The sequence below is a fragment of the Occallatibacter sp. genome (assembly GCF_049802275.1).
GTDB lineage: Bacteria > Acidobacteriota > Terriglobia > Terriglobales > Acidobacteriaceae > Telmatobacter.
Map to the genome: position 1 here is coordinate 1 of NZ_JBARMD010000331.1, position 3,300 is coordinate 3,300.

Consider the following 3,300-nt stretch of genomic DNA (forward strand, 5'->3'; position numbering starts at 1 on the left):
GTCCAGGGTGCGTGCGCCACTCGTAAACGTCTCCGACCCCAGGGGAGATGAGGGTGCCAAAATATAGGACGCTGCCGTCTCTCGACCAAACCGGATGTGCCAGATTCCGCGTATTCGCGTCCTGGGCGGTGATCCAGGTGGTCCAGATCTGTTTCTTGAAATCGAACAGCATGAGCCGCTGCGCGTCTACGGACAACGCGGCAAGATGGCGCCCATCTGGGGACCAACGCGGACTGAAGAGACCTTTAGAGCCAGGAATTGGCGTGACCTTGTGAGTCCGCAGATCCCGCTCGCGAATCTCCCATGATCCTGTGTCGCCAGCGTAGACGTCGTAGGCACCAAAGATCATCTTCGTTCCGTCGGGAGACCAGTTCGCGTCGATTTCATTCCGCTCTCCTTGGTCTGCTTCCTCCGCGTTCCCCCCATTCATCGGGATGATCGTGATCTTGCTCGGTTTTCCCAATTCATTCTTTACGTAGGCGATGGTTCTGCCGTCCGGAGACCATTGCGGCAGAACCGAGCTGCCAGTTGTGGTGAGCTGCTGACGGTCGCTGCCATCAATACGGCAGCGCCAGAGGGTCTCGTCTGGATAGGTGATGTACGCAATCCACCGGCCGTCTCGACTAAAGGCGAGATCTCCCGCAGAGATGCCGGAGAGATACGGAGAAACCTGGCGTGTGCTGGGGTCGTATCGAACGAGCTCTCCGCGTTGCATTGTACCCGCCGCGAATAGAGTCCGGTTGCTGGGACTGAAATCGAGAGCATAAAAGCTCAGCGGCCCGTGCGTGAGCTGCACCGGTACAGCGTTCCGATGCGACCATAGGGTGCGCGTCTCCGGCAGAACCCAGACACTTGCGATGTTCCCGGTCCACTCGGCGAAGGCATAGTACCGGCCATCCGGGCTCCACACACCGCTGGAGTGGTTCTGGGCTGCGTGCCATCCCGGCAGCAAAGCGTGAGCCGCGGACCCGTCGGTTGCGGACTCCCACAGTTCACCTGTGTTCCTTGACACCAGCATGTAGCGAATGCGTTCGCCGTCCGGAGAGAATTGCAACCACCAGTGAACGCCGGAGGTCGCCATCAGCTTTTTGGGGTTGGCGCCGTCGCTTTCCGCTGTCCAAAGCTCCGATGACCTGGCAAAGACCAGTCGTTTTCCATCCCGAGACCAGGTGGCAGTGTGCCCTTCCAAGGCTCCGAGACGGCGTGGCGTTCCTGACGGCAAGGGCAGGATCCAGAACGCCTGGGGTGTCCCGAGATTGGCAGCCTCAGAAACGAGCAGCTTCGAGCCATCGGGAGCGACATCTTGCACCCTGGTATTGGCGAGTGGGCTGGCAATGCGGGAGATCTCTCCGCCGCCTGCCGAGACCTGAGACAGGAGATAGCGCTGGTGTACAACTTCGGTGAAATAGACGCGGCTGCCATCATTCTTCAAGTCGATTTTGGTCAGGCCGTCGTGCGTAATCGCCTCGATGCTGGTGACGACCAGCGTTGGAGGAGCGGAGAATCCCGCCATCCACACCAAAGCGATGCCGATCACCGCAGCTAATCCTGCCACCGCAACCCACGGCCAGCGTCGGCGGCGCAGGAAGCCGCTCTCTGTTTCCTCCTTGGACGCAGGAGCCGAAACTGAATCTTCGCTCCGTGCTGCACCTGAGATCGGCACTACTTCCATGACTTGAGGCGACAGCTTTGCGGAACTCTCTGAAGACTCCTCCGTCTCCACCGGACACACGAACCGATAACCGACCGTCGCCACTGTCTCTATAAAACGCGGCTCGTGCGAATCTTCCCCGAGCAACCGTCGTAGCAATGCGACGCTGCGAGCCAGCGAGTTCTCCGAAACGGCGGTTTCTCCCCACACCGCGTTCAGCAGTTGCTCTTTGCTGATCAGCTTTTGGGGATTGTGCAGCAAGAACAGGAGAACCCGAAACGCCTTCGGCTCGACCGGGATTACCTCTCCCGCCTTGATGAGGCGGAATTCCCGCTCTCGGACTTCGACGTCTCCAAAACGAAAGACGCATTCCTGAGTGCCCACCATCGTGCAACCTCCAACCTTCTGAGGTTGACTTTCAGGGAGCTTTCAAACGCGCTCCTGAGGGCCCATTTTTATGGCGGAAGTGTACCACCGTTAGTGAGCAGGAGTATGTGACGCTCCGTAGGGGAACGCGGTTTCTGCTTCATCGACCCCTGGCCTCCTTTGCCATAGGGCGATCATGCTCCCTTTTCCAACGCTACTTCCTCCCCAACAGCAATACCGTCGGAAGCCAGTAAGCGTAACGGCCTATCTTGAATGAGCGAGCCAGACTTCGCTGGCCAGAAGACCAGCCGAGACGCCGACAAATGTTCCGGCGATCACATCACTGACGAAATGCCATTCGCCCACGATGAGCAGAACTGCCGCGATGAGCAGTAGCAGGGAAAACGGTAAGATACTGGTTCGATAAAGCCGAATGAAAACACCGGCGAAGGCGGCGGCGAGAACCATGTGGCCCGAGGGAAAGCTGCTGTTGGAAGAGCCGCTTAGGAGATTGAAGGAATGCTGGGTTCCGTGCAACACGGCTGCAGGATTCGGTACTCCGAAAAAGAACTTCAGAGTGCCGTCGTTGATTGCGTAAGCACAGATGGAAGTTAGACAGGCAAGCACTGTCGCCTCGCGAAAAGGCGAAAGGTGCCCCCGTGTTATCCGAATGATGAACAGCGCAAGCGCTACAGCCGCTTCGACACTAAGAAGAACTGCACTAGCAAACCCGGTCGCAAGGCCTTCAGCCGACGTCAACAATCCGTAGACGCGGCGGGCTATCGGTACGTCAAAGAATGCGAACGCCACCGCAATCGCGAGCGTACAAATCGCCAGGGATAAAAGCCACATTAGATAAGGAAAGCGTGGAGTTTTTCTTTCCAACTCTCTCCCGCTGTCCTGCCTGGAACTGCCTGCCCCTTGAAGCAATGACTTCTCCTGTCGAGGGCAGCCTCTGTGAGCCCTACTCTCTTTCCTATGCTAGACGTAGCTCGTCGTGAGGAGTCATTCTGGTCATCGACTGCCCTTCTGGTTTTGCACCAAAATGTGTAACGTCAGAGTTGGCGGTGATACACCAACTACTCTGCGATCTGTAGGGTCTCTGGAGATCGGCTCCGATCCAATGGGGCCAATCTCAGTTCAATGTCAACGAAACATCGGTCGTTTGCATCACTGTCGCCGAGGTTGCGGTCACTGTGATTGTCGCATTCGTCGGGGTGGGAATCGTAGACACAGAACTTGAACCCCCACCCCCGCACGCGGACAAAAAACCAAGCATAGTG

General features: G+C 57.6%; 2 protein-coding genes. Both read right to left on the reverse strand.

Annotation, left to right across the window (positions count from 1 at the left end; translation table 11 throughout):
• Positions 1-2,038 (reverse strand): winged helix-turn-helix domain-containing protein (locus WA354_RS11500; RefSeq protein ID WP_472813154.1); only part of this gene is annotated, 2,038 nt, incomplete at its 3' end.
• A 243-nt stretch (positions 2,039-2,281) separates the two neighbouring features.
• Positions 2,282-2,902 (reverse strand): phosphatase PAP2 family protein, encoded by a 621-nt coding sequence (locus tag WA354_RS11505; protein ID WP_472813155.1) that lies wholly within the window; start codon positions 2,900-2,902, stop codon positions 2,282-2,284.
• Positions 2,903-3,300: the final 398 nt, after the last annotated feature.